This is a genomic window from Paenibacillus glucanolyticus (assembly GCF_037333485.1).
Lineage (GTDB): Bacteria > Bacillota > Bacilli > Paenibacillales > Paenibacillaceae > Paenibacillus_AQ > Paenibacillus_AQ glucanolyticus.
Window position 1 is genome coordinate 4,356,592 of sequence record NZ_CP147845.1, and the last position, 26,631, is coordinate 4,383,222.

30 protein-coding genes are annotated in these 26,631 nt (G+C 49.0%); 4 read left to right on the plus strand and 26 right to left on the minus strand.

Translation table 11 applies throughout. The annotated features are described in order from the left end of the window. Positions 1-100: 100 nt before the first annotated feature. The 14 genes from WDY75_RS20470 to WDY75_RS20535 form a co-directional block, all read right to left on the minus strand. Positions 101-1,744 (minus strand): spore germination protein, encoded by a 1,644-nt coding sequence (locus WDY75_RS20470; RefSeq protein ID WP_063479118.1) that lies wholly within the window; start codon positions 1,742-1,744, stop codon positions 101-103. A gap of 24 nt (positions 1,745-1,768) precedes the next feature. Beyond that, positions 1,769-2,197 carry a stage V sporulation protein AB gene (locus tag WDY75_RS20475; RefSeq protein WP_006209414.1) on the minus strand — a complete coding sequence of 143 codons (429 nt, stop codon included), beginning with the start codon at positions 2,195-2,197 and terminating at the stop codon, positions 1,769-1,771. After that, positions 2,194-2,838, minus strand: coding sequence for a stage V sporulation protein AA (locus WDY75_RS20480; RefSeq protein WP_063479117.1), 645 nt, complete (start codon positions 2,836-2,838; stop codon positions 2,194-2,196). The genes WDY75_RS20475 and WDY75_RS20480 overlap by 4 nt, the downstream gene beginning before the upstream one ends. A gap of 176 nt (positions 2,839-3,014) precedes the next feature. Next, positions 3,015-3,770 carry an RNA polymerase sporulation sigma factor SigF gene (gene sigF / locus WDY75_RS20485; protein WP_006209412.1) on the minus strand — a complete coding sequence of 252 codons (756 nt, stop codon included), beginning with the start codon at positions 3,768-3,770 and terminating at the stop codon, positions 3,015-3,017. 11 nt (positions 3,771-3,781) lie between these two features. Then, positions 3,782-4,240, minus strand: a complete 459-nt coding sequence (gene spoIIAB, locus WDY75_RS20490; protein ID WP_006209411.1) for an anti-sigma F factor — start codon at positions 4,238-4,240, stop codon at positions 3,782-3,784. Further along, positions 4,237-4,590, minus strand: a complete 354-nt coding sequence (spoIIAA, locus tag WDY75_RS20495; protein ID WP_006209410.1) for an anti-sigma F factor antagonist — start codon at positions 4,588-4,590, stop codon at positions 4,237-4,239. Before spoIIAA ends, spoIIAB begins: the two co-directional genes overlap by 4 nt. A 91-nt stretch (positions 4,591-4,681) precedes the next feature. Continuing rightward, complete coding sequence (locus WDY75_RS20500) at positions 4,682-5,872, minus strand: D-alanyl-D-alanine carboxypeptidase family protein (protein ID WP_006209409.1); 1,191 nt, start codon at positions 5,870-5,872, stop codon at positions 4,682-4,684. 193 nt (positions 5,873-6,065) lie between these two features. Beyond that, positions 6,066-6,890, minus strand: coding sequence for a purine-nucleoside phosphorylase (locus WDY75_RS20505; RefSeq protein ID WP_006209408.1), 825 nt, complete (start codon positions 6,888-6,890; stop codon positions 6,066-6,068). Positions 6,891-6,946: 56 nt separating this feature from the next. After that, the gene (locus tag WDY75_RS20510) at positions 6,947-7,831 is read right to left on the minus strand and encodes a tyrosine recombinase (RefSeq protein WP_063479116.1); all 885 of its coding nucleotides are present in this window, start codon (positions 7,829-7,831) and stop codon (positions 6,947-6,949) included. Between the two features lie 41 nt (positions 7,832-7,872). Further along, positions 7,873-8,106, minus strand: coding sequence for a YqzK family protein (locus WDY75_RS20515; protein ID WP_036637025.1), 234 nt, complete (start codon positions 8,104-8,106; stop codon positions 7,873-7,875). Between the two features lie 332 nt (positions 8,107-8,438). Then, entirely contained in the window at positions 8,439-8,903 is a 465-nt protein-coding gene (locus tag WDY75_RS20520) for a Fur family transcriptional regulator (protein ID WP_006209405.1), read from the minus strand. A 109-nt stretch (positions 8,904-9,012) separates the two neighbouring features. Continuing rightward, positions 9,013-9,636, minus strand: a complete 624-nt coding sequence (spoIIM, locus tag WDY75_RS20525) for a stage II sporulation protein M (protein WP_006209404.1) — start codon at positions 9,634-9,636, stop codon at positions 9,013-9,015. Positions 9,637-9,728: 92 nt separating this feature from the next. Continuing rightward, positions 9,729-10,943: an endonuclease Q family protein gene (locus WDY75_RS20530; RefSeq protein ID WP_063479115.1), complete on the minus strand. Its 1,215-nt coding sequence runs from the start codon at positions 10,941-10,943 to the stop codon at positions 9,729-9,731. A 1-nt stretch (position 10,944) separates the two neighbouring features. Beyond that, positions 10,945-11,526: an NUDIX domain-containing protein gene (locus WDY75_RS20535; RefSeq protein ID WP_036636793.1), complete on the minus strand. Its 582-nt coding sequence runs from the start codon at positions 11,524-11,526 to the stop codon at positions 10,945-10,947. A 93-nt stretch (positions 11,527-11,619) separates the two neighbouring features. Between WDY75_RS20535 and mciZ the strand changes: the two genes are divergently transcribed. Together mciZ and WDY75_RS20545 are read left to right on the plus strand one after the other, a co-directional pair. Next, positions 11,620-11,784 (plus strand): Z-ring formation inhibitor MciZ, encoded by a 165-nt coding sequence (mciZ, locus tag WDY75_RS20540; protein WP_082834326.1) that lies wholly within the window; start codon positions 11,620-11,622, stop codon positions 11,782-11,784. 97 nt (positions 11,785-11,881) lie between these two features. Next, positions 11,882-13,096 (plus strand): tetratricopeptide repeat protein, encoded by a 1,215-nt coding sequence (locus WDY75_RS20545; protein ID WP_063479114.1) that lies wholly within the window; start codon positions 11,882-11,884, stop codon positions 13,094-13,096. A gap of 74 nt (positions 13,097-13,170) precedes the next feature. On the opposite strand, the gene WDY75_RS20550 is transcribed toward WDY75_RS20545, so the two are convergent. Next, positions 13,171-14,301 carry a tripeptidase T gene (locus WDY75_RS20550; protein ID WP_036636787.1) on the minus strand — a complete coding sequence of 377 codons (1,131 nt, stop codon included), beginning with the start codon at positions 14,299-14,301 and terminating at the stop codon, positions 13,171-13,173. A 114-nt stretch (positions 14,302-14,415) separates the two neighbouring features. Between WDY75_RS20550 and prli42 the strand changes: the two genes are divergently transcribed. Beyond that, positions 14,416-14,517 carry a stressosome-associated protein Prli42 gene (gene prli42 / locus WDY75_RS20555; RefSeq protein WP_006209398.1) on the plus strand — a complete coding sequence of 34 codons (102 nt, stop codon included), beginning with the start codon at positions 14,416-14,418 and terminating at the stop codon, positions 14,515-14,517. 27 nt (positions 14,518-14,544) lie between these two features. On the opposite strand, the gene lipB is transcribed toward prli42, so the two are convergent. The 5 genes from lipB to lpdA all read right to left on the minus strand — a co-directional run bounded on the left by lipB (position 14,545) and on the right by lpdA (position 20,352). Continuing rightward, a complete protein-coding gene (gene lipB, locus WDY75_RS20560) occupies positions 14,545-15,225 on the minus strand; it encodes a lipoyl(octanoyl) transferase LipB (protein ID WP_036636785.1) in 681 nt (226 codons plus the stop codon). 84 nt (positions 15,226-15,309) lie between these two features. Beyond that, complete coding sequence (locus WDY75_RS20565; protein ID WP_063479113.1) at positions 15,310-16,719, minus strand: dihydrolipoamide acetyltransferase family protein; 1,410 nt, start codon at positions 16,717-16,719, stop codon at positions 15,310-15,312. Positions 16,720-16,737: 18 nt separating this feature from the next. Next, positions 16,738-17,724 (minus strand): alpha-ketoacid dehydrogenase subunit beta, encoded by a 987-nt coding sequence (locus WDY75_RS20570; protein WP_063479112.1) that lies wholly within the window; start codon positions 17,722-17,724, stop codon positions 16,738-16,740. Further along, the gene (locus WDY75_RS20575; RefSeq protein ID WP_063479111.1) at positions 17,715-18,755 is read right to left on the minus strand and encodes a thiamine pyrophosphate-dependent dehydrogenase E1 component subunit alpha; all 1,041 of its coding nucleotides are present in this window, start codon (positions 18,753-18,755) and stop codon (positions 17,715-17,717) included. The genes WDY75_RS20570 and WDY75_RS20575 overlap by 10 nt, the downstream gene beginning before the upstream one ends. Before the next feature lie 175 nt (positions 18,756-18,930). Then, entirely contained in the window at positions 18,931-20,352 is a 1,422-nt protein-coding gene (lpdA, locus tag WDY75_RS20580) for a dihydrolipoyl dehydrogenase (RefSeq protein ID WP_063479786.1), read from the minus strand. Positions 20,353-20,508: 156 nt separating this feature from the next. Here lpdA and WDY75_RS20585 point away from each other — a divergent pair, with 156 nt between their 5' ends. Then, positions 20,509-20,814 carry a DUF2627 domain-containing protein gene (locus tag WDY75_RS20585; RefSeq protein ID WP_063479110.1) on the plus strand — a complete coding sequence of 102 codons (306 nt, stop codon included), beginning with the start codon at positions 20,509-20,511 and terminating at the stop codon, positions 20,812-20,814. 68 nt (positions 20,815-20,882) lie between these two features. On the opposite strand, the gene WDY75_RS20590 is transcribed toward WDY75_RS20585, so the two are convergent. The 6 genes from WDY75_RS20590 to WDY75_RS20615 all read right to left on the minus strand — a co-directional run bounded on the left by WDY75_RS20590 (position 20,883) and on the right by WDY75_RS20615 (position 26,499). Beyond that, positions 20,883-21,095 (minus strand): hypothetical protein, encoded by a 213-nt coding sequence (locus WDY75_RS20590; RefSeq protein ID WP_006209391.1) that lies wholly within the window; start codon positions 21,093-21,095, stop codon positions 20,883-20,885. Positions 21,096-21,163: 68 nt separating this feature from the next. After that, positions 21,164-22,051 carry an NAD-dependent epimerase/dehydratase family protein gene (locus WDY75_RS20595; RefSeq protein ID WP_063479109.1) on the minus strand — a complete coding sequence of 296 codons (888 nt, stop codon included), beginning with the start codon at positions 22,049-22,051 and terminating at the stop codon, positions 21,164-21,166. A 253-nt stretch (positions 22,052-22,304) separates the two neighbouring features. Then, a complete protein-coding gene (locus WDY75_RS20600; protein ID WP_063479108.1) occupies positions 22,305-23,279 on the minus strand; it encodes a family 43 glycosylhydrolase in 975 nt (324 codons plus the stop codon). Positions 23,280-23,320: 41 nt separating this feature from the next. Further along, entirely contained in the window at positions 23,321-24,235 is a 915-nt protein-coding gene (locus WDY75_RS20605) for a carbohydrate ABC transporter permease (RefSeq protein WP_063479107.1), read from the minus strand. A 54-nt stretch (positions 24,236-24,289) separates the two neighbouring features. Continuing rightward, complete coding sequence (locus tag WDY75_RS20610; protein ID WP_063479106.1) at positions 24,290-25,165, minus strand: carbohydrate ABC transporter permease; 876 nt, start codon at positions 25,163-25,165, stop codon at positions 24,290-24,292. Positions 25,166-25,257: 92 nt separating this feature from the next. Continuing rightward, positions 25,258-26,499 carry an extracellular solute-binding protein gene (locus tag WDY75_RS20615; RefSeq protein WP_063479105.1) on the minus strand — a complete coding sequence of 414 codons (1,242 nt, stop codon included), beginning with the start codon at positions 26,497-26,499 and terminating at the stop codon, positions 25,258-25,260. Positions 26,500-26,631 lie beyond the last annotated feature (132 nt).

Genomic DNA, 26,631 nt, shown 5'->3' on the forward strand with positions numbered 1-26,631 from the left:
TCCATTGTTTCAAAATAGGATAACCGAATAATTGTTCACAGTATAGCAGACAACGTAAGCGAAGCAAAATGGATTTTTCAACACAACATTTGTGTTATTGTTAATGCTCTCCTCGCGGATTCATGTCAGAGCCCATTTTTGTGTTGTCACGGGTTTTATTGATAGCCGGCCTTCTTCTCGACATCAGCAGCGGTTTCCGGAATAAAATTTCGCCCATTGCTTTTGCACTAAATGGTATGAATGGCCACAGGTAAGAGGAGTTATAGGAGCGGTGGGTGGTCAGAACCAGAATCAGAAGTGTGGTCCCTATGACAAAGCCCTTTGCTCCAAACAAGGCCGTGGCAATCAGCAGAATCAGCCTGACCATCCGGTTGGCAAGCCCCAGCTCGTAACTCGGGGTCGCATACATCCCGATGGTCGCAACCGCCATATACAGAACGACCTCGTTGACAAACAATCCGGTTTTAACCGCGATATCGCCAACCAAAATGGCAGCGATCAACCCCATCGCCGAGGCCAGCGGCGTCGGCGTATGAACGGCAGCGAGCCGCAGCAAGTCCACACCGAACTCAACGATCAGAAACTGCAGAATAATCGGAATTTCCGTATTCTTCTGCGGTCCGAGGATGTCCAGTCCGGGTGGCTTCATTTCCGGATGGATCACCAAGAGCATCCACAACGGCAGCAGGAACATGGATGCAAATATACCAATAAAGCGTATCCAGCGGAGATACGTCCCCATAAACGGGGTCTGCCGGTTCTCCTCGGCATGCTGACAGAGATCGAGGAACGTGGTCGGCATAATCATCACACTCGGAGAAGTATCCACCATGACCACGATCCGGCCTTCGAGGAGATGCGAGGACACTACGTCAGGCCGTTCAGAATACCTGACAAGCGGATAGGGGTGCCATCCCTTGTTCACAATCGCTTCCTCCAGCTGCTTATCGCCTAGGGGCAATCCTTCCAGATCCACTTCCTCGATTTTATTGCGAATAGCCTCAACTTGGGTGCGGTCGGCTATGTCATCGATGAAGACCAGACTGACGTCCGTTCTCGTCCGCCTTCCCACTTTGATGATCTCCACGTGCAGTCCGGGATCACGAACCCGTCTCCTGACCAGATTCACGTTGGTCACAAGCGTCTCCGTAAACCCGTCCCGGGCGCCTCGAACGACACGTTCGACCGCAGGCTCTTCAAGTCCCCGAACCGGATATTTCCGGGTGTCCAGGATGATGGCGGAATGGGCATCCTCGATGAACAGGGCGCATAAGCCTGAGAGAACCTCGTCAATTACCTTGCTGAGCCTCGTATCCCGTTCCACCTGGACATGAGGAATATATCGGTTCATCATTTCGTTCAGCGCCTGGTTGTTTACGTCCTCAGGCTTCAGGTACGTCAGCCGGGTTAATATTTCCGTCACCACCATATCGTTGGTGAACCCGTTCAAGAAGAGAAGCCCTGCATTTCTGCCGGCAAAATTCATTTCGCGGAATATCACATCAAACGAGACTCCGAGGCCGATCACTTCCTTAAGCGTTTCTTTCAGATCACTCAGCTTCGCGGGAACATCGTCCGTCTGCTGCCAATAGATGACCGATTCCTTAGTGCTGTCAGAGGTTTCGGCTTCCCTCTTCTCCTTCAGTGCCTCTTCATTCAACTTTTTAATCTCCGACGGGGGAACAATCGGAATATCTTTAACCAGATCACCGTTGCCGTCATTATGTGCTGTTTTATCGTCCATAACCTACCTCCTAGCCATAAACTATCATTTACTGAATACGAACCAGTCGAACAGGGAGCCCGCCACCTTGCCTGCCACCATGGCCATTAGAAGGCCGAACAGATACCCCTTTAACCGGAGCCGCTTGGCCAGGATTGGCAGCACATTCAGAACTTCCGTCAGCGCGGCTGCCAGCATGCCGATAAAAATGCCGCACATCAACCCGATTACGGTACTCACGATCGGTCCCAGCGGAACGGACCATCGCCAGAAATCTGCCACCGTCCCGATAAAAGACCCTGCAATCAGCGCACCTTCATACCAATGCACCCGGTTATAGGTTCCGGTCAGCTGAGACAGTCTGGGAATGATGTCCAGCACAATGATGAGCGCGATCACTCCGCCGCCGACTGCAATGCCTCCCGCTACGCCGAGAACACAGGTGAATATAGCCTGGAGAATGGACAAGATCATGGTTTTTCACCCGGTGGTTTAGCCGCGGTGTTCATTTTTCGGTATTCCTCGGCAACCACGAATTGGTCCAAATTTTCCTGGTAAAGATACATCTCCACCTCAAGCGGGGTCGGCTCCTCATTCCATTTTTTCTTGAACAAATGATTGAAGAACACCGTCATCCCGAAACCGAGACCCAGGGAATACGCAATTTGAAACAAGTATGGATGCTCGTCTCTTTTCCCTGTCACCATTTCGACGATTCGAATTTGTACCTCGAGCATATTGACGTCCGCATGAAAGTTCATGATGGTTAGTGCGGACCCGAAAAACAACAGCAGCCAGATTAGCGGAAACCAGAGTTTCGATCGTTTGCTGTCAGGTCCTACGAGCTCCACGAGGGTATGATGATTTCCCATCGTTTCAATATGGGCGCCCGGAATCACCTTCTTAATCTTCGGTATGATTTGAATCAGATCCATGACGAGCCGGTTGCCATCGATATCCTTCGGCTGCGTTAGCGGCAGGTCTCTAAGCCTTCTCTCCCATTCGGGTTCACAGACTATGAAGGCAACATCACCTAATTTGACGGTCTGATCTCTCGGTAACTTGATGCGGCTCCGGAGCTGCAGAAACACCGTCGGAGTGGGATTAACCTTCATCCGAAACACTCCTTTACTGCTAAATTACCGTTAGTATGGGAAATCCTCCTCGTTTCTACTCGGATTTACCATACTTTCTTTTTTCGGCCACTTGAAAAACAGCTTCGGAAACGCAAAAAAGCGCCACCCTAAAGGCGGCGCCGAATGGAGCAGGCTTATATAGAAAAAAGGAAGCGCTACTGCGCAATCTCGTTTCGAATGCTCTGCAATATTTTTTTCTCAAGCCGCGATACCTGTACCTGGGATATCCCCAGCCGGCTGGCAACTTCCGACTGTGTCTGATCCCGGTAATACCTCAGATACACAATGAGCCGCTCCCTCTCGGTCAAGCCGCCTATCGCTTCGTTCAAGGCCAGCTTGTCGAACCATCGTTCCTGCGATTCATCGGCTATCTGATCCATCAGCGTAATGGGATCTCCGTCATTCTCAAATACGGTTTCATGAATCGAGGTCGGCGGTTTATTCGCCTCCTGGGCAAACACCACTTCCTCTGGTGTTACCCCTAACTCTTCGGCAACCTCTTTCACCGTAGGCAGACGATCCAGCTGCTTGGACAGCTCGTCCCGCTTCTTCCTGACTTTGTTCGCCATTTCCTTGAGCGACCGGCTGACCTTCAGGGTCCCGTCGTCTCTCAAGAAACGCTGAATTTCTCCGATAATCATCGGTACGGCATAGGTAGAGAACTTTACGTCATAACTGAGATCGAACTTGTCCACTGACTTCAGGAGACCGATACAGCCGATTTGAAATAGATCATCAGGCTCATACCCCCGGTTCATGAACCGCTGAACGACAGACCAGACAAGACGAATATTACAGTTGACGAGCGTATCCCGGGCGACATTATCCCCACTTTGGCTAAGTGCAATGAGTCGTTTGACCTCCGCGTCGTCCAAATAAGTCTGCGAAGTTTTCTTCACATCGGCATCCATTTGTCCAACCCCTAATTATATAAAGCTTTCTTAGATTCGATCCTCTTTTTCATTTTGATCGACGTACCGCTGCCTGGTTCGCTGACCACTTCAAATTCGTCCATGAAATTCTCCATGATCGTGAATCCCATGCCGGATCGCTCCAGCTCCGGCTTGGATGTATAAAGCGGCTGCTTGGCCATTTCCAAATCTTCAATGCCTCGACCCGAATCCTCAACGCGCAGCGTGATCATATCCCCGTCAATCGAAGCCTCAATCTTGACAACGCCCACCGGATCGCTGTCATAGCCATGGATGATGCTGTTCGTGACCGCTTCGGAAACCACCGTTTTCAGGTCACTGAGCTCATCCATGTTAGGATCCAACTGGGAGATGAACGCAGCTACGGCGACACGGGCAAAGGATTCGTTTTCCGACTTTGCGGCAAACTGCAGAGTCATAAAATTATGCTGTGCTCTTCCTTCACTCATGACACTACCTCCAAACCCGAGAGTGCCGTACCCTCGTTCTCATATATCGGCATGATTTTGAACAGCCCCGACATTTCAAGCAAGCGGTAAACTTGCGGCTTCACATCGCATACCGCCATCTTTCCACCCTTTTGCTTGATGAATTTATAGCGTCCCAGGATGACCCCGAGACCTGAGCTGTCCATAAAGTCCAATTCCTTTAAGCTCAGCACCAAGTGCTCTGTTTGACGTCTCTGAATGGCTTCTTCCAGCTGCATCCGGACATGATCGGCCGTGTGATGATCCAGTTCCCCGGATAGACGGACGATCAGAATATGCCTGTGATGCTCCATCTCAACCTGCAGATTCATGTTTGCTCACTCTCCTCCCTGACATGAACAAAGATTTCTACATTTGAAAAAGACATTCCTGCATCACGACAAAACTAGAAGAAAACTCCCATTAATCTACATGAAACAACTTGCCGGTTGTCCGTTTGAACAGCTTCCAGAAGCCTGCCTTCTTCACCTCAACCGGAGATGTCAGCTCAAACTCCTTCACCAGTCGGTCCCCCTGATAGACCAAGAGCTTGCCGATGACTTGTCCGGCGGAAACAGGAGCCTTCACATTCTGATCCATCTGAATTTCATGACGGATATCCGGGTCCTTTACGCCCTTCTTCACAAGCACGCTGTAGTCTCTGTCCGCTTGAATGGACAGTTCCGGCACATTTCCTTTCTGAACCTTCACGATGCCCAATACTTCGCCTGGCTTATAGATAGAATGCATCGTGTATTGAGCGAACGCATAGTCAAACATACGGGATACTTCATTATTCCGCGTCTTGGTGTCAGGAGCTCCCATGACAACGGCTACTGCGCGCAGTCCATCCCGTTTGGCCGTTGCGGACAAACAGAATTTAGCCTCTGACGTATATCCGGTTTTCAGGCCGTCTGCACCTGTGTAGAAACGAACCAGCTTATTGGTGTTCACCAGCCAGAACGGCTTTTGCGAATCCTTTCGCAAATAATCCTGGTACGAGCCTGTATATTTGGTGATCTGCTCATATTTCAGCAATTCCCTGCTCATGACCGCGATGTCATGAGCTGAAGTATAGTGATTCTCTGCCGGAAGTCCGTTGCAATTCACAAAATGCGTATCTTTCATTCCCAGCTCAGCCGCTTTGTCATTCATCATCTTGACAAAACCTTGTTCGGAACCGGCAAGCTTCTCCGCCATCGCAACAGAAGCGTCATTGCCTGATGCCATGGCAATGCCTTTCAGCATTTCATCAACGGTCATTTCTTCCCCAGGCTCAAGAAAAATCTGCGATCCACCCATGGAGGCAGCATATTCACTGGTACGTACCTTATCCGTCCACTGCAATCGTCCCGCATCAATGGCCTCCATCGTAAGCAGCATCGTCATAATCTTGGTGATGCTGGCCGGAGGCAGCTTATCATGGCTGTTTTTTTCATAAATAATGGTTCCGGTATCCGCATCCAGCAATATGGCGGAACGAGCACTAGGCGCCAGTTCCTCTTGAGATGACCCTTCGCCGGTTTTACTATTTTCTTCTGCATAACTTGGAACAGCCGTACTGGACAACCCAACAAATAGAACAAGGAATCCAGCGATCAACGCTTTTTTCAATTCCGTCCCCTCCTGACATTCGTAATGGCATCCCGCAAGTATACGGGTCTGCTATTCATTGTCGTCAGGATGAAAACAAATTATTCCAGTATTTTACGGAAAAGTTAGGACTCTATACTTTCGGGAGCATAGCAAAAAGGCCGTACTCCGGTAGATTCGCATCTACTAGAGTACAGCCTTGTACTTGGAAATATTACATTTTCGGGATAATGGCCAACACAAGCGCAAGGAATTTCTCGCGAACCTTCTCTGCTGTCTCCATAACCTCATCATGGGAAAGCGGCTGATCCAGAATACCTGCTGCCATGTTGCTGATGCAGGAGATGCCCAGCACCTCAAGCCCCGCATGTCTGGCCACAATCACCTCAGATACCGTTGACATGCCTACCGCATCCGCGCCCAGTGTGCGCAGCATGACAATTTCAGCCGGCGTTTCATAGGTTGGCCCAAGCAAGCCGGCATAAACCCCTTCTCTAAGAACAACGCTCTGACTCACGGCTACTTCTTTTGCCAACTGACGGAGCTTCCGGCTGTAGGCCTGCGACATATCCGGGAACCGTACGCCAAGCTCAGGATCGTTAGGTCCGATTAACGGACTGGTTCCCGTCATGTTCAAATGATCGGAGATCAGCATAAGGTCGCCCGGCTCGAAGGAGGTATTGATACCGCCTGCCGCATTGGTAACGAGCAAACTCTTCACGCCCAGCTCTTTCATGACCCGTACCGGGAACGCCGTCACTTCCGGACCATAACCTTCATACATGTGGAAACGGCCCTTCATCATGACCACAGGTCGGTTGTGAATCGTGCCCAGGAGCAGCTCCCCTTCATGACCTTCTACCGTCGATACCGGAAAATGCGGAATGTCGGTGTATGGGATCGAAACCGGGTCCTGAATCAATTCGGCCAGGACACCGAGTCCCGAACCCAGAATCAGGCCAACCTCGGGCTGAACGCCATTCTGTTCGCGTATGTAAGCTGCTGCTTCCTTAATGCTCTGTTGATTAACTGAACTCATGTTAATACCTCTCCTAACTGAAAATAAGTTGTAGATCAGTGGACATGTTGCGGTCCTTAAGATCTCGGGTGGTAATGATCATAAACTTCCTTCATGCTCTTCTTGGTGGATTGATACATGCCCGTGGTGGATAATGCCGAGTGACCCAGCATTTCCTGAACGGAGCGTAAATCGGCACCATTCTGCAGCAAATGTATGGCAAAGGAATGGCGAAGGGTATGCGGCGTTATTTCCTCATCGATTTCGGCCAGCTTGCCGTACTTTTTAATAATTTTCCAAAATCCCTGCCGTGTCAAGCGGGTACCCAGTGAATTCAGGAATAATGCCTCTTCCTCGGCATCTCTTATAAGCTGGCTCCGCATATCACGCATATAATAAGCCACACTCTGGGCTGCAATCTGGCTGATCGGAAGAATACGCTCCTTCCCCCCGGGTACGGCACAGCGCAAAAATCGCATCTCCATATTCAGGTCATGAATGCTGAGTGAGACCAGCTCCGAAACCTTGATGCCTGAGGCATAGAGCAGTTCCAGCATCGCCCTGTCCCTTGCCCCCTGCGGCGTGTCGGAATCCGGGGCGGACAGAAGCTTGTCCACCTGCTCAATGGTTAAAGCCTGTGGAGGCTTCCGTTCCGGCTTGGGACGATCCAGCAGCTGGGTTGGGTCTTGTCCGATAACTGATTGACGCACCAGATATTGAAAAAAGGACCTCAGGGAAGCCGTGCAGCGAAGCTGGCTCGATGCCGCCTTGCCCTGCTGCCTCAGTCTTCCCAAATACAATCCCAACACCGTCCGGTTCACATCCTGTGGATGGGTCACTTCCCTGTCCGCTGCATATTCAATAAATCCGTTAAGGTCTGCCCGGTAGGATTCAATCGTGCTCCGGGACAGTCTCTTCACTTCTTCCAAATAGGTTACATATTCGTCCAGATATTGCTTCATGATCACTTTATCTCCTATTCCGTGCACCTAAAAAAACACAGTCATTCCCCGTACCAATAATACAATCGCAGGCGTTCCGCCGGCGAATACCGGGAATCCATGGTGCTTTCAGGCTGAAATGCCTTTACAGCTTGGCCCGAAGGTGCACTGTAAGGATCCATCGGGGTCAGCCAGTCGCTTACCCAGCCCAGCACAAAATAAAAAAACATCGCCAGAACGGCAAACATCGAAATAAAACGGATCAGTGAGCCTATTTTCCGAATCGATATAATCACATGCAGCGCCTCTCTTTCATCATCGCGATATGAAAGCTGGTATTCCAGGTATCGCATCACGTAAAGCCTATGATACAAGCTGCAGGATTATGACGACATGACCCTTATTTTCCTATACGGAATAAGGTAAAGGCATCTGATATTTTGAAGAATAAAAAAAACGTCTGACGACGTACTTGTAAATGGTACAGATGGAATGCTCTTATGTGAACGAAACAGATGCGTGCATGTTTATGATTATAGGATTGCTATCTAAAAAACCCTCCCGGCTTACCGCCGTAGAGGGCTTGCCGTGATCGTCATCACTGCTGTTTGGTTAATTGATATAAAATTTATGATTTGTCCTGGTCATTCTTGCCCTTCTCTTTGCAACGGTAGCATATGCCATGGAAATCAAGCCGATGGTCATGAACGGTAAAGTTGAACTCTCGCTCCAACCGCTCTTCCAAAGGGCCGAGCCAATCCTCGCGTATCTCATCCATGCTTCCACATTGAGTACATATCAAATGGTGATGGTGATGCTTCGAAGTATCCGTCCGCAAGTCATAACGGGCGACACCATCGCCAAAATTTATCTTCTCTACAACATGAAGCTCACTGAGCAGCTCTAGGGTACGGTACACGGTTGCCAGACCGATCTCCGGAGCCTTCTCTTTCACGAGCATAAATACATCCTCTGCGCTAAGGTGGTCGTCTTCATTTTCCAACAATACGCTTACCGTGGCTTCCCGTTGGGGCGTTAATTTGTATCCTTGGGATTGTAGCTGCTGCTTAATTTTGTCGATCCGCGCTTCCATCGTTTCCCTCCCCCTTGGAAATCACTGCACGTTATTGTTCACTTCCTTCATTATAGGGGGATTTGACAAACAAAGTCAAACGGTTTTGCTATATGGAAAAATTCGCGGATTAAAGCAACATTGGAGTGACCCAGCGCATCATAACAGGGGTAACCCAGGTTTCAAAGGATGCAACTCCGAGTGTCAGCAGGACCATGCAGAACGTCAACAAAGCATAAGATGCAAATGGCTTCATCATGCTGCCGCCGCGATTCATAATAAAACGGTCTCTGATGATATATAGAGAGAAGGTGATTGCTGCTACACTGCACATCATGAGCACCGGAATAATCAGCAAATTTTGCGGCGCAATCGACACCAGGGCAAACAGCAGTCCTTTCCACGAATATTGCCCGACCAAATAACCGACCGTGAACCCGATAAGAACTCCCTTTAAGAAATCCAATATCAATATTCCAGGAAGTCCGATGACGGACAATCCCAGAATCCATATCAAGCCGATCCATTTCAGATGAAGGGCTGCGATGCTCCAGTAAGAAGATTGACTCATGGCTTCTCCACCGTCCTGCACGTTAACAAAAAAGTGATTCAAATATCGGGCCATTTCCTGCTGCTGCTCCAGTGAAAGTGCATTGACCATCAACGCTCCAAACAGTACGCCGACTAAGAACAGGACGGCAACAAACACATAGAGCGTAGTCTGATCCTTAAAGGCTTGGCGGAATGATGACATAGAATAGAGTCTCCTTTCTGCGTCTCTACTCTACTCTATGACACTCGTCCTTCTTCTATGACTTTCGGTGAATGAAAGAGAGTCCCGTGGATTTATCGAAGCACTTTCCCGTAAGTGCCTCCCCCGCCTGCCGACAGGGACAGCGTCCCGTTTCGGGCCATGACAATGCTTGCCGCCAGCTGATCGCCGGCAACTGCCGCAAGCTCTGCCTCCGTCGCCTGATGAAGGATATTCATTTCCGTTCCAAAGGCTTGCAGCAGCTTCGACATGGCGGATTTGCCAAGCCCGGGAATGAATTCTAGCGGAACCTGATAGTGATACTCCGGTCGGCTGAGGGGAATCACGGGTTCTTCACGATCCGAGACATGAAGAATCCGATCAAATACCCCCTGTACCAACTTGGTGCTGCCGCAGTATGGGCAGCGCTTCATTTCTTTTATATCACTGCCCTCATCCAGAATGCTATTGCATCCGCTGCAATAGGTCCGATGGTATTTTCCCAGTCGGGGATTAAGCCCGTAGTTTGCGCTGATTTTCCTCCCGTCCTTGGCCTCGAGTGCCATTCGGAATTCCGCAAAAGAAGGCTCAGCCATGTCAATTCGGTTATACTCCCTGCCGATCTTACCAAGCGAATGGGCATCGGAGTTGGTCAGAAAGGAATAACCGTCCAGCTCGCTTATCCGCCCTGCCATCGAGGAGTCCGCACTGAGCCCAAGCTCGATTCCGGCGATCCCGTTCAGGTCGAATACCTCGCTCATACGATCCGCCATGCTGCCATACAGCCCCTTATGAGGCGTAAACACATGTGCAGGCACCAGCAAACCGCCGCGGTCAACAATCTCCTGCTGCAATTCACGCGGAGTAACGTAGATGCGCTGAGAGCTCAGCTGCACATTTTTCATAGATCTCGCCATCCAGACGGTGAAATCCTGCATCGTACCCAGATCTGGAAAATAGGCCAGCACATGGGCTGCACCACGGCCGCTTTCACGAATTTCGATCTCGCTGCCAAGCAGGATGACCGTATCCCGGTACGCTATCCCTCCGCCATCGATCTCTTGCATGGCTCCACTGTCGAGACACTGGATAATATCCTCCTGCACCGAAGGAGAGTGGCAATCGATGATGCCAATCATCTGGATGCCTTTTCGCTCCGATGCCTCGATGGCAATATTCTCAAAGGTCAGATTGTTGCTTGCGCTTATTTTCACAGCTTGCCCGCTGCTCGTGCGTCCGATGTGAATATGCATATCACCATAAAAAGAATGAAGCTTCCGGGCCGTTGTCTGTTCTAAAGATGACAGCATATCAGATTTTCCCTGTCAGTTTGTACATATTCCAGGCATACACAGCCAGGATGGTCTTCGCATCGCTGATCCTCTCTTCTTGAATGAGGGAATAAGCTTCTTCCAGCGTAATTTCCATCATTTCTATAAATTCATCCTCATCCGGATTCATATCGCCGCTAACGAGATCTTCCGCCAAATACAAATGAATGATTTCATCCGCAAAGCCCGGTGACGTGTAAAAGGAATGAAGCTTCCGAATGGAACCGCAGGTATACCCCGTCTCTTCCTGAAGTTCGCGCTTGGCAGCCTCCAGAGGATCCTCCCCACGCTCCAGCTTGCCCGCAGGTATTTCAACCTCGCAGCGGCCCAGCGGCTGCCTGTACTGATTCACAGCCAGCATTGTGTCGCCTTTTAATGCCAGCACGGCGACCGCACCCGGATGCCGGACAACTTCACGGCTAGCGGTCTGTCCATCCGGAAGTTTCACCGTGTCCACCTGCAGCGAGATAATTTTCCCTTCAAAAATCGATTGAGAAGACAACGTGGTTTCTTCCAGCAATTTATCCGAAGCTTCCCGGTTCTTACTGCCGATATCGCTCATAAAATGACCTCCTTTGTTTAAAAACGGCATGTCTGACCATGCTATTGCATAAGGTGTATTATATCAAAATTCCGCAGAAAGAAGGTAACACCCATGAAAAGCTATAAAGGAGACCATTCGATTCATTTGGTAGGACAGGCCTGGCAGATTCGGATTATGCTGAAGCAGTGGCAGGAGCAATGGGGCTCAGAGACGAGAGTTATGGATATTATTTCAAAAAATACAATAAATAAACGCGAAAGCGGGACAAAGAATTAGGTTCTAAGACCTATTTTTCGACTTTTTTCTGTTTTTTTCGAATATAGACCATGACCTTTTCACCTAAACGGGTGTTATACCATTGGGAGGCTTCGACATGCGACAATTACCTATTATTGAATCCGAACCAATTACAAATCCACCATCAACTGATTATGAACGCGGAAAATGGTACAAAAGACGCGGGTATCTCGATAAAGCTCTGGAAAGTTTCAAGGAAGCTGCGAAGTCCGATCCAACTGACAATACCCGTTCCGGATGGAAAGAGATTGACCTAAGCTGGCTTGAGTACGGGTTATTAAGCATGCGTATGCGCGCCTTCCACAAATCTGAGGAGGCCTTTAAGACCGTCCTGCATCACGCGGGTACATATGCTCAGGAGGCGCTCAATCACTGGGCAGCCCTTCTGCTTCTGCAAGGGACGACCGATGAGGTTATATATGAGCAGCTATTGGCTGAAACGAACCGCTTTCCCGCATCCCATGCAATGGTTGGCAGGTCGTTGTATTACATCGGAGCTTACCCTTTTGCTTCCCTCTGTTTTGCCAATCAGGAGAACTTGAATCCCGATACCTGCATCCCATACGTGTCCTGTCTCATTATGACCGATCAGCTGCCTGAGGCCATAGAGCTTATTGACAGTTATCTGCATGGCTCCAAGAACAGCCAAGGAGAGCAGGCCTGCCCGAGAGCAGCCGAAAGGAATCACTTGGCTAGAATCAGACAGCTCTGTGAGTGGAAATGGGAAGGTAGAGCTCCGGACAGGTTCATCATCATGTCCGAATTGCTTGAGTTAGCCCGTACCGCCATATCACTTGGCATGGTATCAGTAGCCGAGGAGCTGCTTTCGGATTGCAGCGATCACACTGATTATGCACTGATCTGTTTTCTTTATTATGAAGGTTACAGGGGACTCGCTGTATCCAAAATAAATCAATTGGAAGCGCTCCCTCTCCAAGAACATGGCAGCTATAGTATGAACGTATGTTTTATAGCGGCAGAGAGTCTGTATGACCAAGGAAAATACGATGAAGCCGCATCCTTGCTGGAGCAGCTAAGACGGTCTTATCCTGAACACACCGAGACGCGATTCGGCGAAGCTGCCTGTTATTTACAATCTGCCTTGATATCCCTCTCCTCACGACTGGAGGAGCAGTATCCATCAGAACCTGCGCGGAAGGAAATCGAGCAATACATGGACAGCATCCATGCCGCGCTGCATGTTGTAGAAAGCACGAACTGGCATACTACCTGGTCGCCTGCACAGAGACGAATAGAAGGCAATTCGTTGACGATGTCATTCTTGAACTGATAGATAAATTCACAATAAAAGCCCGAAGCGGACTTCATCGTCTGCCTCGGGCTCTTTTATTGTATTCCTATCAACTAAGCCTTAGCCGTTTCTTGGATAATCCCTACGACAATCTGGGCAGCTTTTACCAGATCAGCCGCTTGAATGCGTTCCTGCGTGGTATGGATTTCTTGATATCCGATGGCCAAATTGACGGTTGGAATGCCAAGACCATTGAAAATGTTGGCATCACTGCCACCGCCGGACTGGAAGGTTCGGGTTGGGAAACCTAATCCACGGATGGCACGCTGTGCCAGCTGAACAACCTCATCATGTTCATTAAAACTGAATGCTGGATAAACGATTTCGCTGATGAACTCGCAATTGGCGTTGTATTCGCGAACCGTGGTCTCGAGCGCCTCACGCATATCATTGACTTGTTTATCCACTTTCTCCTGAACGATGCTGCGCGCTTCCGCATCAATCTGAACATGGTCGCACACGATATTCGTTGCGCCCCCGCCCTGAAACTTGCCGATGTTCGCCGTGGTTTCCTTGTCGATGCGTCCCAGCTTCATTTTCGATATGGCTTTGGAAGCCACTTGAATTGCACTGATGCCATCCTCCGGATTGACACCTGCATGAGCAGATTTTCCTTTGATAATCATCTTGATTTTTGCCTGGGTTGGCGCTGCAACAGCAATCGAACCCAATTCGCCATTGGAATCGAGGGCAAACCCGATATCCGCGTCCAAATAATCGGGATCGAGCGCACGGGCTCCGACCAGCCCCGACTCCTCACCTACCGTAATCACAAACTGGATTTGTCCGTGGGGAATGTTATTTTCCTGGATTACCCGAATACCCTCCAGAAGTGCTGCGATTCCCGCTTTGTCGTCCGCGCCGAGAATGGTCGTGCCGTCGCTTCGAATCCAGCCGTCTTCACCAAGTACGGGTTTGATGCCTTTACCGGGTGTTACGGTATCCATGTGGCAGGTAAAGAGCAATTTAGGCGTTTGTTCAGCAGCCTGATCCGCTTTCCAGGTAATAATCAAATTACCCGCGCCGTGACCTGTTTTTTCCTTTGCATCATCTTCGGTGACATCAAATCCAAGACGGGTAAATTTATCTTTAAGCACTTTCGAGATCTCTTCTTCATGTTTCGTTTCGCTATCCACCTGAACTAATTCCATAAACTCTCGAATGATACGTTCTTCTGAAATCACTAGACTTCCCTCTCTTTCGCAGATACGATACAATATCCTTATATCCATTTCTTAAATCGATGATGCAGATGCAAGTCTTGTTCATCATTAAACCTATTTCAAAGGAGTTACACCATGCAACGTAAAAAGTGGTTTCGAATTGTTATCTATCTTATGCTGATTGCTATGATCGGATCAACGCTTCTGATTGTACTTGAGCCTTTGTTCCTTCGTTAAGGCCTTGCCGCTACTCACAGCTCCCGTTTACAACCAATGAGCCTCATATGGAAATACCCGGGTGAAGTAAGGCACGATCTCCCGGGCTACTTCCTCTACTTCAAACGTATGCCCCGTACAATCCTCCAGCGAAGTTACACCAAATTCCTGTATTCCGCATGGAATGATGCCTGAGAAGCCCGCGTCGGCAATTCCGGATTTAATATTAAACGCAAACCCGTGGCTCGTCACAAATCCGCGATGCTGTCGACATTTATTAAACTTAACGCCAATTGCGCAGATTTTCGAATCCCCTACCCATACCCCGGTATATTCGGGTTTGCGCCCTGCTTCAATATGATAGGAGGCCAGGTAATCAATAATAACCTGTTCCACATCGCGAAGAAATCCGTGCAGATTCAAATTCTTCCCGCCATCCAGAAGCAGCAGCGGATATCCGACCAGCTGCCCTGGTCCATGATATGTAATATCTCCGCCACGATCAATTTCAAACAGGCCGATTCCCTGTTTCTCCAGCTCCTCTTTACTAAGCAGCAAATGCTCCGGATGGCGCTGTGAACCCATCGTATAGGTTGGAGGATGCTGAAGGAGCATCAAACTTTCGTGACGCTCCCCTTGATCAATGGCAGAAACATGCAATTTCTGAAGTTCCCAGGCCATACCATAATCTACAATTGGCGTATACGATACGTCTAACGGTTTATTCATCTGCTCACGCCTTCTTTCATAGGGTTCCGACTAACCTAATGAAAACTTTATGCCACTGACTTCATACGAAAAAAACGGCAATTTTTAGTAGAGCTTTGTATCCAAGGTATAACCTTCGAGGTTATCTTTAACACGCTGCAGGAACCTTCCGCAGATGACGCCATCCAAAATCCGATGATCCAGAGACAGACACAGATTCGCCATCGAGCGAACAGCAATCATGTCATTGATGACAACCGGCTTTTTAACGATGGATTCAAAGGTCAGAATCGCCGCCTGCGGGTAGTTGATGATCGGATACGACAGAATCGAACCGAAGGATCCCGTATTGTTTACCGTAAACGTCCCGCCCTGCATATCGTCCAGCTTAAGCTTGCCCTCGCGTGTCTTGCGTGCCAGCTCCTCGATCTCTCTTGCCAATCCCGCAATGTTCTTCTGATCGGCACGATGAATAACCGGCGTCAGCACGGAATCCTCTGTTCCGACTGCCAGTGATAGATTGATATCGCGCTTCACCACGATTTTATCCACTGCCCAGAAGGAATTCATGATCGGATAATCTTTAATTGCGTTCACAACGGCTTTGAGCAAGAAGGCCAGGTAGGTGAGATTAACTCCTTCCTTGCGCTTAAACTCGTCCTTCAGCTGATTGCGAAGCAGCACAATGTTGGTCACATCTACTTCAATCATGGTCCAGGCGTGCGGGATTTCCGTCACGCTTTGACGCATATTTCTAGCGATTGCATTGCGCATTGGAGTAACGTCAATAAAATATTCCGATCTTCCGCCCTCCATTCCCTCCACTTCGATGGTTGGAATCTTCGGCGATTCCGTCAGATGCAGCCCGGAGTGGCGCACATTCGGGATAGCCGTACCGAGCGGTGGCGACGGTTCCGACGGCGTCTGATGCTGCAGACCTTCAAATGGTGACATCGAACGATGCTGTACCGTCTCTTTCGGGGCTTGCGATGGATTGAAGGCCGCTCCTTCGGCCGCATAACTTGCGGCTGCTCCACCTTTTTCGATATAAGCCAGTACATCCTTACGCGTTATTCTTCCACCCATGCCGCAGCCCTGTACTTGCGAGAGGTCAATCCGGTGCTCTGCAGCCAGACTCTGCACCGCCGGTGAATAACGCGAGCGCATCGAATACGCTTCATTAGTACCCTCTTGGGGTTGACCCGCTGTGGAAGCATTTCGGTTGATTGCCGTCTGTGACAACACCGCTGCCTCCTGAGCGGAAGCAACCGATATCCGGCAAATTACCTCACCTACATTAACGGTTTGACCTTCCTGGGCAAGAATCTCTCCCATGACACCATCCAGCGTAGATGGAATCTCCGCATTAACCTTATCGGTAATCACTTCGCAGATCGGTTCGTACTGCTCTATGGAATCCCCCGGCTTCTTCAGCCATTTGGCAATTGTCGCGGAAACAAGGGATTCCGCCAGCTGAGGCATCGTAACATCGGTCAATTTCTGATTTTCAGACATGCTCACAACTCCCTGTTCTTAATAAAGCGCCAATTGACGCATGGATTCTTTGACTTTGTCCTTGTTAAGCATAAAGAACTTCTCCATCGGTGGACTGATTGGCATGGCCGGTACATCCGGACCGCAGAGACGCATAATCGGGGCATCCAAATCGTAGAGGCAGTGCTCCGCAATAATAGCGGATACTTCCCCTCCAACGCCGCCGGTCTTATTATCCTCATGCACGATCAGCACTTTGCCCGTTGTACGGGCTGCTTCGATAATCGCTTCCCGGTCAAGCGGTTGAATGGTACGCAAATCCAGGACATGGGCGCTGATGCCCTCTTCCTTCTCAAGCTCCTCGGCAGCCTGCATAACAAAATGCAGAGGCATGCTGTAGCTGATTACCGTAATGTCCGATCCTTCACGCAGCAAATTTGCTTTGCCAATCGGTACAACGTAATCGTCGTCCGGAACATCGCCGGTTATTAGTTTGTAACACTTCTTATTCTCAAAGAACAGCACCGGGTCCGGGTCGCGTACAGCCGCTTTGAGCAGTCCCTTGGCATCATAAGCTGAGAACGGGGCAACAATCTTAAGTCCCGGTGTTCCAAAGAAAACGGATTCCGGACATTGGGAATGATACAATCCCCCGAATATCCCGCCGCCAATAGGTGCACGAATGACAACCGGGCAGCTCCAATCGTTATTGGAACGATAGCGGATTTTTGCCGCTTCGCTAATAATCTGATTGGTAGCCGGGAACATAAAGTCGGAATATTGCATCTCGGCAATCGGCTTCATGCCATACATCGCAGCACCAATCGCCACGCCGGCAATCGCGGATTCTGCCAGCGGCGTGTCAAGCACCCGTGCTTCGCCGAACTGGTCCATTAAACCTTTGGTTGTGGTGAATACGCCGCCTTTTACGCCAACGTCCTCACCAAGGACGAATACCGATTCGTCACGCTCCATCTCTTCCTTCATGGCCAGACGAATTGCATCTATATACTCCATTACCGCCATTCTGCTGCGCCCCCTTCATCATCGGCATATACGTGAAGAAGCGTATCTTCCGGCTTCGGAAACGGAGAGTAGTCTGCAGATTCCGTCGCTTCTTTGATCTCCAGATTCAATTGTGCGACCAGATCCTGATCGCGTGTTTCGTCCCAGAGCCCAAGGTCGATTAAATAGGTCTTAAAGCGGGCAACGCCGTCTTTTTTCCAGTTCTCTTCAACCTCTTCTTTTGTCCGGTAAGCCAGATCGTTATCCGATGTGGAATGAGGGGACAAACGGTACATCATGGATTCAATCAGCGTAGGTCCTTCCCCGCGAATCGCACGTTCGCGTGCTTCCTTCACGGCTGCGTACACTTCAAGCGCATCATTGCCGTCTACTCGAATACCAGGGAAGCCATACCCAAGAGCACGATCGCTCACCTTACCGCTAATCTGTTTATGAAGCGGCACCGAGATGGCATATTGGTTATTCTCACACATGATAATGACAGGAAGCTTGTGAACACCTGCAAAGTTGCAGCCCTCATGAAAATCGCCCTGATTGCTTGATCCTTCACCAAATGTAACAAACGATACAAAGTCCTTCTTCTGCATTTTCGCGGCAAGCGCAATACCGACCGCATGCGGAACCTGGGTTGTCACCGGGCTTGAGCCCGTCACAATCCGCAGACGCTTGCTGCCGAAGTGTCCTGGCATCTGGCGTCCCCCGCTGTTCGGATCTTCAGCCTTGGCAAATGCCGACAGCATCAATTCCCGAGGCGTCATGCCAACGGCCATTACAAATCCGTAATCACGGTAGTATGGTAAGAAATAATCCTTCTCCCGGTCCAGTGCAAAAGCAGCAGCAACCTGGCATGCCTCCTGCCCGATACCCGATACGTGAAAATTAATTTTGCCCGCACGCTGCAGCAGCAGGTTGCGCTCATCGAACTTTCGCGCCAGTACCATATATTTGTACATGTCTAGCACTTGTCCGTCGGTCAGTCCAAGCTGCTCATGCCTATTGTTGTTCGCCGTAACCGTTTCATGTTCTTTCATGGAGATCCCTCCTTTATGTGAGCCATGACTATCAGGCTTGACCTGCCCATTTCGTTAAGAAGGGGGCATATTAGATCAAGTATTAAAACCTGGTACTAAGACTTGGCTTAATGTTATTATAATCCCTTTCTCCGCAAAAAGAAATGAGGGATTCCACAAAAGAATACACTCATCTCTACAAACCAATAGCCCGTCCATCCACCGCAAGCATCGCTTCGCCTATAATTTCCGACAAAGACGGATGGGCATGGACAGCCGTCCCCACTTCCCATGGTGTCGCATCCAGCACTTGAGCTAATGCCGCTTGACCAATCAGCTCCGTTACATGCGGACCCACCATATGCACACCCAGAATATCCTGTGTCTTCTGATCGGCAATGACTTTAACAAACCCTTCCTTCGTTCCATGGATCAGTGATTTGCCAATCGCCGAAAACGGGAATTTCCCAATCTTGATCTCATGCCCGCGTTCTCTGGCCTGCTTCTCGGTCAGACCAACGCTCGCCGCCTCATGACGGGTGTATACACAGCGAGGAATCCATTCACTGCGGAAAGTCTCCGACTTCTCGCCCGACAGATGGTTTACGGCCGCAATGCCTTCATGACTCGCCGCATGGGCAAGCTGAAGCCCCCCGATGCAATCTCCGATCGCATATATGTGAGGCTCTGTCGTCTGCATATTCGCATTCACCGTTATTACACCGTTCTCCACCCGAACATCGGTATTCTCAAGGCCAATATTCTCGGTATTGCCTACTCTTCCGACTGAGAGGAGCAGCTTGTCCGCGGATAACCTTCTTGTCTCATCGCCTTGCTCGATCGTAATGGAGACGCTATGATCCTGGATTTCGCAGCTGTCGGTCAAAAGATTAATGTTCGTGATCACCTCAACGCCTCTGGCGGAAAGCATCTTCGTAAGCGCTCGCCCGATTTCTTCATCTTCGGATGGCAGCAGATGAGCGGAGGCCTCTACTACCGTCACCTTCACGCCAAAATCGTTCAGCATGGAGGCCCATTCCACGCCGATGACGCCGCCCCCTACGATCATAATGGATGAAGGAAGCTCCTCCAGTTGAAGTGCATGATCGCTTGTCAGTACATGTATGCCGTCCGGCTCAAGGCCCGGTAAGTGACGCGGCCGCGATCCGGTCGCAATGATCAGATGGGCGGGAACCACCGTCTCCATCTCCCCATCCGGAAGCTCAACCGCCACAGCACCGCTCCGCGGGGAGAAAATCGATGGACCGATGACTCTCCCTTTTCCTTGTATGACGGTGATTTTATTTTTACGCATTAAATATTGGACGCCCTGATGCAGCTTATCCACGATGCCGTCTTTACGCTTCTGCACGTTGCCAAATGACAGCCGAATCCCGTTCGTCTCGATTCCGTAACTCTCGCTATCCTTCATTTCTGCATACAGTTCAGCACTGCGAAGCAATGCTTTGCTGGGAATACAACCGCGGTGAAGACAGGTTCCCCCCAGTTTGTCCTGTTCAATGATGACCACATTTTTGCCAAGCTGGGCAGCACGAATGGCAGCTACATAACCACCGGTTCCCCCGCCAAGAATTGCTACGTCACAAGTTATAGCCACAAACGGCACCTCCATAATAAGTCCAGTTTTCACTATCATTGTACTCTCTTTTTTTCGGATTACAAAATCCGAATCGATAATCGAAATAGACATCATCATATGAAAAAGGTATGATAAACGTTAGTTACTTACATCAGTCGCAGGAAGGAATCTCCTATGAAAATGTTAATTTCCCGCTTTATTGCCATCTTGATTTTGGTCATCCCGGGCTTCATGGCAATGAAGGGTTTCTTAATGATGAAGGATGCGGTTTTTCTATATATTTCCGTTCATGGGGATGATAGCGTGGCGAATCCCGCTTTCGGCTGGCTGCCGTTTTTAGGCGGACTTTCGCTGTTTGTCATCGGCATCAGTTTCTTGGGCGGGTGGATCCTGTTCCGGGATCGCAAACGAAATTACGTCGGCCCGAGATTCAAAAAGAAGCGTCCGACGTCAAAATCAGGAACGCCATCCAAAAGTTAATCAAGCGATATGAAACAAACACCGGAGAGCCATCCCCGGTGTTTGTTTTTTTTGATTGTTTGAACCAGCTATTCCATCAAAGCATCCTTCAATTTGCTCGACATTCTTGTCTGTTTGGAAGTGGCCTTCAAAACGGTTTTGCGGAGATTCATGTTTTGCTTCGTTATAACTTCAAGTTCTTCATACATGGCATGAATTAACGTTGCTGCTTCCGGAGATAAGCCTCCCTGCGACTCCACCTCTTGCATACGTGCCTTCCAGGTTTCCATCTTGTCACTCATGCTTGTCTCCCTCTCAGAGCATTTCACTCTACTCATACTTGAACGATCTATCCGTTCCTATTAATGAACTATCGAACCTTCAGATCAGCAGACAATTCAGCAATCAATTTTGGCATCCATTCCTTCAACTCCCAAAACGAAAAGCCGGCAGTAGCCGCTTTGGCATGATCCATCGTCCAATCCCCCGGAATGCCGAAAGGAGACATATGCTCAGGTGCCGCCGATGTCTGAAGAGGTGCCGATCTTCCAATTTCCTGCTGAATCAAGCCCATGATTTCTCTGACTGATATTGTACCGACGGAACAAGCATTAACCGGTCCTTCAAACTGAACCTGACCTGCCCACTCCAGAAACTCGGCCGCCTCCTCAGCATGCACAAACGATATTTCCGCATCCGGATCGGGCAACCCAATAGCTTCTCCGCTGGCAGCATGCTCAATATGGAAGAGCAGTCTTCTTGTATAATCATCCGGTCCCAGGACAATCGGTAATCGAACGGCGGTGACATTCAGGTTATGTCGGCTAAACAACACGGCCTCAGCCTGACGCTTGCCTTCCTTGTAGCTGTAATCCTGGCTTGCATTCATCATGACAGGATATCTGTAAGGATCGAAGTCCTCTTCCCGCACAGGGTGATCTGCAAAATCATATACCGATAGCGTGGAGGTCAGCACATATTGTCCAACCCGTCCCGTAAAAATATCGGCTGCTTGTCCCGCTTCTTCTGGAGTATAACATATATTATCGTACACGATGTCAAAGTCCTGATTCCCCACCGCTTGCTTCAGGCTTTCCGGATCTTTGCGATCCACGGCAACTCTCTGTACAGCACCTCCAAAAGAATCCTGGTGTTGTCCCCTCGTCAAAATCGTAACGGCATCTCCGTTAGCCAGCAGCCGGTTAACAAGCCTTCTGCCAAAAAAACGGGTTCCGCCCAATACTAGAATCTTTGCCATTTATAATTCCTCCTTACCAGGAAATAAAGTTATCGCGTTTAAAATTCGGTGTATTCATCTTAACCAGTAGTATCGTTATCTGTCCCTTTTTCTCCATCTGCATCGCAGACTCCTTCTTTTCTCCTATTTTATCTTTGTAACCACCTTCCCAAAAAGCAAAAACCGACCAAGCTGGCGCTCAGTCGGTTGGCTGCTGCATATACGGAGCTGCTGCTCCTGTTATACGAATTAGAATCAGGTTTAGGAGCAGAGGTTATGACCTGGATGCCAGATCACTATCCGCTCTCGGTACCCCGAAATCCGGCATTCCATCCTCTGTCCACTGGAAAATCTGCACCCGCGTATGTCGATTCGGATCGTATAAGGGGTCTCCCACAATCTCCTTATAACTTCTCGCATGGTAGACCAGGATGTCCTGCGAGCCATCCTCGGAAACGGTGAAGCTGTTATGCCCTGGCCCATATTGGCCGTTAGCTTCCGATGTAGCAAATACAGGCGATGGTGATTTCATCCACGAGTCAGGATTTAACAGGTCACTGTCCTCATCTGCCGTCAGCAGTCCCATCGCATAGTTATGGTCGGTGGCGCTTGCCGAGTAGGTCATGTAAATACGTCCGTTGCGCTTAAGCACAGCGGCCCCCTCGTTTACGAGATATCCGATCTTCTCCCATTCGTACTCGGGAATCGATATACAGACCTGCTCGCCTGTCAGCGTCCATGCGTTTTCCATCAATGAAATGTACAGATTGGAGTTGCCTGGAATAGCAGGATCCTTCTGAGCCCACACATAATACCGGTTTCCTCTATGCTCAAACGTTGTTGCATCCAAGGCAAACGACTCCCACCGGGTAATCACTTGGCCTTTCTCCACCCATTCCCCATCCAGCGGGTTTGCCGCCTCGTTCTCCAGCACAAACATACGATGATCAAACAACCCGTCCCTTGTTTCTGAAGTATGGGCAGCTGCATAATAGACATACCATTTGCCGTCGATGTAATGCAGCTCAGGAGCCCATATGTTGGCACTCATCAGGCCTGATTCATGCTTGCGCCAGATCGTCGCCTCTTGTGAATCCGCGAGCCCTTGTATCGTTGTCGAGCGCCGTAGCACAATGCGGTCGTATTCCGGGACGGAACCGGTAAAATAATAATAACCATCGACATGTTTATAGATCCATGGATCTGCCCGCTGCTCGATCAGGGGGTTTTTTATATATAATTCAGACATGGTGACGACTCCTATACCTTATTATTTTATTTGTATTCTATCTAACCCTTGATACCGGCGTTTAAGTTAATAGACTGCACAAAGTATTTCTGGGCAAACAGGAACAACAGCAGCGTCGGAATGATCGCTAGAATGGCAGAGCCCATTAATTGGCCGATCATGCGATAATTGCCGTATATGTCCTGCAGCAGCAATAGACCTGCGGTGACCGGCATTTTCTCCACATCCGTATATACGATGACAGGCCAGAGAAAATCATTCCAGGACCCTGTGAAGGAAAACAACCCGCACACAATCAATACCGGCTTCATAAGCGGCAAGATGATAGAGTAATAGATTTTAAAATCTCCCGCACCATCAACACGAGCCGATTCATCCAGATCCTTGGGAACGCCCATCATAAATTGCCGAACCAGAAAAATGTTACCCATGCCCGCCAACCCCGGAATAATCATCGCCCATGACGTGTTCACCCAGCCCAGCGCATCGATGATTTTGTAAGACGGGATGAGATTAACCACGCCAGGAAAAAAGGAGATACCCAGCAAAGTAAAGAACAATGCATCTCTGCCTTTAAACTTCATGCGTGAATATCCATAACCAGTAAGTGAAATGACCACAATCACCAGCAGTGTATGCAGGGTTGCAATGAACACCGAGTTCATCAGCCAGCGTAAAATAGGGGCCGTCGACGTGTTCTGCAGAATGGTAACATAATTATCGAAAATCCAGTTGACGGGCAGCAATCTGAAACCGCTGGACACCACTTCAGCTTGCGAGCGAAAAGATGTGGTAATGCCAAAAATGACGGGAATTGCCCATATGATACACAGCACAATCAGAAATGTGTAAGCTATATATTTTGAGATGCTTATATGGGATGCAGCCTTCTTCGGACCGGATGGACCAAGCCTTGGATTCTTCATATCGGTTTCATTTAATACCGGTTTCGACATTGCACAGTACACCTACCTTTATCGTTTCCGTTGCTTGCAAGCATGGCTTGCCATCTATGAAGCGTTTCGGTTCATGACATAGTATTGAAGAGCTGAGATCACAAGTATGACTAATCCCAGCAGCACTGCCATTGCGGAAGCCATACCAGCAATCGATTCTCCATGACCGAAAGCCAGCTGCCGAATGTACATCATCAATACCGTTGTGCTCTGCCTTGGTCCCCCGTCCGTCATCATGAGCGGTTGACCGAATACGTTGAAGGCTCCGGCCGTTGTCATAACAAAGGTATAGATCAGCGGAAAACGAATCGACGGCAGCGTGATGCTCGAAAACCTGCGAACCGGTCCTGCTCCGTCCATTTCTGCTGATTCGTACAAATCCTTGGATACGCCGCTTATGGAGGCGCGGTAGATAATCATGTTTCCACCCACGCCGCCCCATACCGTAATGACAATGATAATGAGCCAAGCGTAGGGTTGATTTGCCGCCCAGACGGTTTCCGAACCGAAGATATTATTCGTGATTCCAAGCTGCTTATTAAATATTAATGACCAAATAAGTGCCGCCGCGGAAATCGAGATGAGTCCGGGTATATAGAGAATGGACTGGATGACATTTTTCATTTTCACTTTTTTATGCTCAAGTGAAACAGCAATCATTAAAGGGATGATAATTAATACAGGCACGCTCAGCACAACGAAAATCAGCGTGTTTTTCAGACCATTCATAAACTGGCTATAGAACGTGGACTCCGTGTTGAACAGAATTGTTTTATAGTTGGCAAGCCCAACCCACACGGGATCATTGATCAAATTCCATTGCGTAAACGATGCATATATCCCGTAAATGGTCGGCAGCAGGATAAATACGATAAATAAAATCAGATGGGGACCTACAAAGAAAAAAGGCGTCAACGACTTCTTATTCATACCCTTTCATGTCTCCTTTGGAGAAGAAATGTGTCTTGGATCCAACGACACGTTTCTTTTTTTCAATCGGTTCGGTTCAGATTCCCTGCCTGTTATTTCGCGCCGCTATTGCCCTCAGCTATTTTATCCTCTACAAACTTTTGCATTGTCACCAAAGTTTCGTCGATATCGACATTTCCTCTTACGATATCCCCTGCATAGGTATCTACGGCTTCTGCCACATACGGATAGTATTCATAGGTGTAGATGTACAACGATTCGATCTCCTTATCGTTAGAAGTGAAGAACGACTGGATGTAGCTGTCGTAATCAAGGCTCTCAATGACTTGTTTACTGGCCACGATCTGTCCCGCCTTTGCCCACTCTATGGAGTGTTCCCGTATGAATTCGAGGAACTGGCCGATGGCTTGTTCTTTTTCATCCGTTCTCTTCTCGTTCTTCAGCATGGAGAATAAGTGTGAGGAGGCACGGTTCGTGAATGTATCTGCACTGGTCGAATAGATGTTGGTTACGCCAAAATCCAATCCTTCCACGCTGGCATGTGCCGTCGAACTCCATGTGCCGTCTGTAGAAAATAAAACGTTTCCAGCTTGGAACATCAAGTATCCGTCTTCGCCGAACGGAGTCATTAACCCCGCATCCGATATCTTCTTAATCTCGGTTAGGGCCTGCTTCATGGCTTCTGTGTTTACGGCCGGCTTGCCGTCTTGCTCGATACCGCCGCCCAGATTCTGAATCTGAGCCAACACAACCCAGCCTAACAATGCATCGTTGACCACATAGTCGCCTTCATCTAACTTTCCTTGCAGGGATAATATTTCATCAATGGTAACGACATCGTCATCGAGAAAACTTTCGACATTGTATTTTTTGAGCAGGTTCTTGTTGTAATACATCGCATTGCTATGAATATCGAGAGGCACAGTATATTGGGTACCCTCCACATTTCCGGTTGCCCAGGCTTGTGGCAAATAATTGTCTTCTTTCAGTTCTGGTTGCGCTTGCATAACCGTTGTCATGGGTTCAAGTACGCCTTGCTTCACAAAGCTCGGCACCCGGTCGGCATGAATAATGGACAAATCCGGTACGCCCTTGCCGGAGTTCAGAACCGTGGATATCTTGGTATACATATCCGAAGTAATCACATGTTTCACTTTATACTCGGGATTTGTTGCATTATAGTCCTTTACGAGCTGATCCATGTAAGCTCCGTCATCACCTGTCAAAGGCGTCCAGAAGGTGATGGTGTTTTTGTCTCCGTTTCCACATCCCCCTAGAACTGCTACGGCTAACCATACAAGTATCAGTGAAACCCCCATTTTTTTCTTCAACAAACTCTCCTCCTATTACTAATCATTTGGTTAATCATTCACCTGTCAGGGAAATGGAAACGATTAACTTTGGTTCAGTATACACTCGCTCTGAAAGCGGTGTCAATAACTTAAATATAAATCTAATATAATAAT

Bases quoted from the DNA above. Each gene is read 5' to 3' on its own strand.
- WDY75_RS20510 (WP_063479116.1), bottom strand. From the start codon at position 7,831: ATGAAGCAATATCTGGACGAATATGTAACCTATTTGGAAGAAGTGAAG.
- lipB (WP_036636785.1), bottom strand. From the start codon at position 15,225: ATGAATAAACCGTTAGACGTATCGTATACGCCAATTGTAGATTATGGT.
- sigF (WP_006209412.1), bottom strand. From the start codon at position 3,770: ATGGATGCCGATGTGAAGAAAACTTCGCAGACTTATTTGGACGACGCG.
- WDY75_RS20565 (WP_063479113.1), bottom strand. From the start codon at position 16,719: ATGTCTGAAAATCAGAAATTGACCGATGTTACGATGCCTCAGCTGGCG.
- spoIIM (WP_006209404.1), bottom strand. From the start codon at position 9,636: ATGTCATCATTCCGCCAAGCCTTTAAGGATCAGACTACGCTCTATGTG.
- WDY75_RS20520 (WP_006209405.1), bottom strand. From the start codon at position 8,903: ATGGAAGCGCGGATCGACAAAATTAAGCAGCAGCTACAATCCCAAGGA.
- spoIIAA (WP_006209410.1), bottom strand. From the start codon at position 4,590: ATGAATCTGCAGGTTGAGATGGAGCATCACAGGCATATTCTGATCGTC.
- prli42 (WP_006209398.1), top strand. From the start codon at position 14,416: ATGCAACGTAAAAAGTGGTTTCGAATTGTTATCTATCTTATGCTGATT.
- spoIIAB (WP_006209411.1), bottom strand. From the start codon at position 4,240: ATGAGTGAAGGAAGAGCACAGCATAATTTTATGACTCTGCAGTTTGCC.
- WDY75_RS20600 (WP_063479108.1), bottom strand. From the start codon at position 23,279: ATGTCTGAATTATATATAAAAAACCCCCTGATCGAGCAGCGGGCAGAT.
- WDY75_RS20590 (WP_006209391.1), bottom strand. From the start codon at position 21,095: ATGAGTGACAAGATGGAAACCTGGAAGGCACGTATGCAAGAGGTGGAG.
- mciZ (WP_082834326.1), top strand. From the start codon at position 11,620: ATGAAAAGCTATAAAGGAGACCATTCGATTCATTTGGTAGGACAGGCC.
- WDY75_RS20595 (WP_063479109.1), bottom strand. From the start codon at position 22,051: ATGGCAAAGATTCTAGTATTGGGCGGAACCCGTTTTTTTGGCAGAAGG.
- WDY75_RS20610 (WP_063479106.1), bottom strand. From the start codon at position 25,165: ATGAATAAGAAGTCGTTGACGCCTTTTTTCTTTGTAGGTCCCCATCTG.
- WDY75_RS20585 (WP_063479110.1), top strand. From the start codon at position 20,509: ATGAAAATGTTAATTTCCCGCTTTATTGCCATCTTGATTTTGGTCATC.
- WDY75_RS20570 (WP_063479112.1), bottom strand. From the start codon at position 17,724: ATGGCGGTAATGGAGTATATAGATGCAATTCGTCTGGCCATGAAGGAA.
- WDY75_RS20575 (WP_063479111.1), bottom strand. From the start codon at position 18,755: ATGAAAGAACATGAAACGGTTACGGCGAACAACAATAGGCATGAGCAG.
- WDY75_RS20535 (WP_036636793.1), bottom strand. From the start codon at position 11,526: ATGAGCGATATCGGCAGTAAGAACCGGGAAGCTTCGGATAAATTGCTG.
- WDY75_RS20505 (WP_006209408.1), bottom strand. From the start codon at position 6,890: ATGAGTTCAGTTAATCAACAGAGCATTAAGGAAGCAGCAGCTTACATA.
- WDY75_RS20605 (WP_063479107.1), bottom strand. From the start codon at position 24,235: ATGTCGAAACCGGTATTAAATGAAACCGATATGAAGAATCCAAGGCTT.
- WDY75_RS20470 (WP_063479118.1), bottom strand. From the start codon at position 1,744: ATGGACGATAAAACAGCACATAATGACGGCAACGGTGATCTGGTTAAA.
- WDY75_RS20480 (WP_063479117.1), bottom strand. From the start codon at position 2,838: ATGAAGGTTAATCCCACTCCGACGGTGTTTCTGCAGCTCCGGAGCCGC.
- WDY75_RS20545 (WP_063479114.1), top strand. From the start codon at position 11,882: ATGCGACAATTACCTATTATTGAATCCGAACCAATTACAAATCCACCA.
- WDY75_RS20475 (WP_006209414.1), bottom strand. From the start codon at position 2,197: ATGATCTTGTCCATTCTCCAGGCTATATTCACCTGTGTTCTCGGCGTA.
- WDY75_RS20530 (WP_063479115.1), bottom strand. From the start codon at position 10,943: ATGCTGTCATCTTTAGAACAGACAACGGCCCGGAAGCTTCATTCTTTT.